The sequence below is a fragment of the Lacihabitans sp. LS3-19 genome (genome assembly GCF_024343575.1).
GTDB lineage: Bacteria > Bacteroidota > Bacteroidia > Cytophagales > Spirosomataceae > Leadbetterella.
Genome location: NZ_RJUA01000038.1, coordinates 1 through 4304 on the forward strand (window position 1 = coordinate 1; position 4304 = coordinate 4304).

Genomic DNA, 4304 nt, shown 5'->3' on the forward strand with positions numbered 1-4304 from the left:
TTCCGTCTAAAAAAACCACAATCTCCTGACTTTCAACATTCTTAGCATTGGTTTTATGAAAAACTACAGCTTTCTCCTCTCCTATTGAGCTAATTTTGTATTTTCCTTTTGCCTTAACTTTTTGTGCAGTTTTTAATTCAAAAAGCTTCCCTTCAAGTTGATTTAAAACCAATCTAGCATCTGGAATACCATAGCCCAGATAATTATTGGGTGAAGCTGTCAAACTTGAGGATTCTTGAAATATCTTCTTTATGTCTGAGGCTTTCAGTTTTGGATTAATTTGTAACATACAAGCTACAAATCCAGTGACAATTGGTGCTGCCAAAGAGGTGCCATTATAGGAATATACTGTTACATCTGGCTTTATAAAACTCACATTTCCAGAGCCTTTGCTACTGTATCCCATTTTCAAACTATTCTCGTCATTGGCACCAACACTTATCACTTCTTCTACATCGCCTGGTGTGGACACTATCCCTCCCCATTTTTTATTTTCACCCTCATTACCAGCTGAAACTATCAATATCATTCCTTTCTCATTTACAGCCATTTGGGCACCTTTTGCTATCACACTTGTATGGCCATTCATGTCATTTGGAGAATAGTTTTCGGCAGGATTGGTAAAACCCAAAGCATAGCCTAAAGAAGAATTTGCCAACCTTACGCCTAGGCTGTCTAACCATTCTATGGCAGCAATCCAATTGTCTTCTTCTATTCTCGACTCTTGCTGCGACGACTCTGTTCTTGCCAAATAATAGTTGCTTTGAAGAGCCAAACCACCTAATTGCTTTTTCTCCCCATCAAAACCACCCACCGCACTCATCACCATGGTGCCGTGTAAATCACCATTGGATTTGCGTTCGTTGAAAAACTCTTTTCTGGGTGGTATGAAAAAATCTTTGTAATCTTTTACTCTATTTTCAGTAAAAATATTTTTAAGAAATGGATTGATATCTGCCTGATAAAAACCGCCATCTATTATACCAATATCGACAGAATCACCGAGAAGTCCTCTCTCCAAAAAAGCCTCCGCATGTATTTGATGCAAAGCATAATTGAGATAAATTCCGTCGTCATATCCGAATTTTTTGTTAGAGGCTAAACTCTGGAAAGCATTGATTCTTTGAATTTTATCTACAAAATCTAATTTTGAAACCAATAGTTTTTGGGAAGAATTTAAATAAACAGAAACCGCGTTAAACCATCTTGAAGTATTTGAAATTTGAATTCCTAAACCCTTGATTTTTTCTAAATCAGTATATTTGGGCCCAAAATCAGAAATTTGGTTTTCACTCAAACCAAGCATTTTCCGATTTGAAAAAGTCTTATCAGAAACAGGATTTACCGATGACAAATCTCTGTTTTTTAAGAAAATCCAATATTTTTCTTGTCCATTGACTTTGAAAAACACCAAAAACATTAAAACCAAAATTCGAGAAAACAATTTACCCAAGTCCTTTTTATTAATTATTATTGCAAATATAAACTATTAACGAATGAGGTACGAAAATATCCAGTATTCGACACCAGCTTGTGCGAAGGTTCTGAGCTTCGTACGTGTATTTATCAGTCTTTGATCGAATAAGACATAATTTAATTTAACATTTATTCCAATTATATTATTTTGTAACGTAAAACATTTAACATTTCCTGCGGCTAAAAGCCGCTTTACACACGTTCGAAGTAAATATCCTTCGCACAGCGAGGACGGCCTGCTTCCTATTTAGGAAAATTTATCAAGATAAATTTTCCTAAATTACTTATATTTTTCAATTCTTTTTTCATTTGCTAAAGTAAAGGCAGAGCTAGTTATTTGACATTTATACATTGTATATAAGGATAAATTGAATGATAATTGACTAATAATATATTAGTTATTCCATCTCTTGTATTAAATCCTATTTCTTTTAATGGATATCCAAAGTCAGATAAACCGTTACATTTATAGGTTGCAAAGATTACTTCTTGAGAAAAATAATTTACTTTACTTTCTAATGATATCTCAATTTTTGTATCCTTAAATATAAAATCTGATAAAATGTATTTTTTTTTATTTTCCAAATCAAATAATTTGGATTCTTTTTTTTTGTCAATTGATAAAAACCAAACCTCATTTTTAATCTTTCGAATAAAACCAATTTGATTTCCGTCTTTGCCCCAATTCAATTTTTGGTAAATATTATTATTTATAATTTCAGAATCATAAACTTTTATAAATAAAGAGTCTCTTTCAATTTGATCGTTTTCTGATATTGATTTACAAAGTAAAATGTTGTTAATTATTAATAAATCAAAATTTTTACTATGAGGAATTTTACTTTGAGCGATTAATGAATTTGAAAATATGAACAAGCAAAACAAAGTATTAAGTTTCTTCATGAATATTTGTATTTTAATGTTACAAATGGAACAAAAAAGCGGATTGCCTTTTCTCAGCATCAAAACCACACACTGTGCGAAGGCTCCGACCTTTAAACAAGTGTATTTCGATCTTTGACTGATTAAGACATAATATACTTTACCAATCATTAATTTTAATTATTATTGCAAATATAAACTTTTAACGAATGAGGTACGAAAATATTCCTAATAGCTTTTACATAGAAAAAAGGAAAAAATACATTGAACAAATTCTACCTAATTCAATATCAATTTTCGCCTCCAACGACCCGCTTCCTAGCAATGCAGACGGTACTTTTGGTTTTATTCAAAACTCTACTTTTTTTTACTTAACTGGGATAGATCAAGAGGACAGTTTTCTTATTTTAGATAATCGCACCTCTCCCCAGACTGAAATATTATTTGTAAAAGAAACCAACGAAAAAATAAAGATTTGGGAAGGAGAAAAACTGACCAAAAGCCAAGCAACAGAACTCTCTGGGATAGAAACCATAATTTGGAGTGAAGAATTTTGGAAAGTTGTAGAAGGATATTTAAATAATTGTGAAAATGTTTATTTCTCTATTGACACCGACCAAGGCAAGGGCAGCTCGTTTACTTCAAAAAACAGGCAGGTATCAAACCAAATAAAAAGAAAATTTCCAGACAAAAACTACATAAATTCGGCTAAAACAACTAATAACATGAGAGTTATAAAGTCTGATGAAGAAATAACTCAAATCAAAAAAGCCATCGAAATTACTAAATTTGGGTTTGAAAGAGCAGCAAAAAACTTAAAACCTGAGATGTATGAATTCGAACTTGAAGCGGAAATCTCTTATGAATTCCAAAGAAGAAGGTCAAGAATGCACGCTTTTCAACCTATAATGGCATCTGGTAAAAATGCATGTGCTTTGCATTATATTACCAACAATGACATCTGTAAAAGTGGCGAAATAGTTTTGATGGACTTTGGTGCTGAATACGGCAATTATAAAGCAGATATGACCAGAGTTTTACCCATAAATGGAAAATTCACAGATAGGCAAGCAGAAGTTTACACATCTGTATTTGATGTAATGAAAGCCATAAAAAACCAAATGGTGGTAGGAAATACGATAGCAAACCTAAAAAAGGAAACGCAAAACTTAATAGGAAAAGAATTGGTGAAATTAAAGATTTTGACAGAATCTGATGTAAAATTCAATCCAAAAGCGATTGTTAAATACTTTCCGCATGGGGTTTCACATTTTTTGGGAATTGATGTACATGATGTTGGCGATAGAAAAAAGAAATTAGAAGCCGGAATGTTGCTAACTTTAGAGCCAGGAATATATATTGAGCAAGAAGCCATAGGCATTCGCTTGGAAAATGACATATTGATAAAAGAAGTAGGAAATGAGGATTTGATGGAAGGTATTCCGCTAGAAATAAGTGAAATAGAAAAATTGATGCATCAGTAAAACCTAAAAAAAACTGGTTAAATAATAGAAAATATGCTTTGGCAAAATCACATAAAAGGTTTCAAGAATTTCTTGAAAATAGAAAGAGGGCTTTCTGGCAACTCTGTAGAAGCCTATGTGAGAGATGCCGAAAAATTATTTCAATTTTTTGGAGAGAAAAAAACTGTGCTCCAGTTGAAAGACGAAGACATTCACAATTTCTTGAGTTATTTAAACGATCTAGGTCTGTCAAACACAAGTCAAAGCAGAATTCTCAGTGGATTGAAGGCTTTTTTTGAATATTTAATCATTGAAAAAGAAATTATTTCTGATCCTACAGAATTGATTTCCTCACCTAAAATCACTCGAAAACTACCTGAAACGTTGCATTTACATGAAATAGAAGCCATGCTGAATTGCATAGATTTAAGCACGCCCGAAGGACCACGAAACAAGGCGATTGTGGAAGTAATGTATAGCTGC

At 32.5% G+C, this 4304-nt stretch carries 4 protein-coding genes; 2 read left to right on the forward strand and 2 right to left on the reverse strand.

The features are described from left to right. Together EGI22_RS15060 and EGI22_RS15065 are read right to left on the reverse strand one after the other, a co-directional pair. The coding region (locus EGI22_RS15060) for a S8 family serine peptidase (protein ID WP_255069289.1) at positions 1-1420 on the reverse strand (1420 nt) is incomplete at its 3' end. Between the two features lie 389 nt (positions 1421-1809). After that, the gene (locus EGI22_RS15065) at positions 1810-2379 is read right to left on the reverse strand and encodes a hypothetical protein (protein ID WP_255069290.1); all 570 of its coding nucleotides are present in this window, start codon (positions 2377-2379) and stop codon (positions 1810-1812) included. A 188-nt stretch (positions 2380-2567) separates the two neighbouring features. On the opposite strand from EGI22_RS15065, the gene EGI22_RS15070 reads away from it, so the two are divergent. Together EGI22_RS15070 and EGI22_RS15075 are read left to right on the forward strand one after the other, a co-directional pair. Then, on the forward strand, positions 2568-3842 hold the full coding sequence (locus tag EGI22_RS15070) for an aminopeptidase P N-terminal domain-containing protein (RefSeq protein WP_255069291.1): 1275 nt from the start codon (positions 2568-2570) through the stop codon (positions 3840-3842). A 33-nt stretch (positions 3843-3875) separates the two neighbouring features. Further along, on the forward strand, positions 3876-4304 hold a 429-nt coding region (locus EGI22_RS15075), incomplete at its 3' end, for a site-specific integrase (protein ID WP_255069292.1).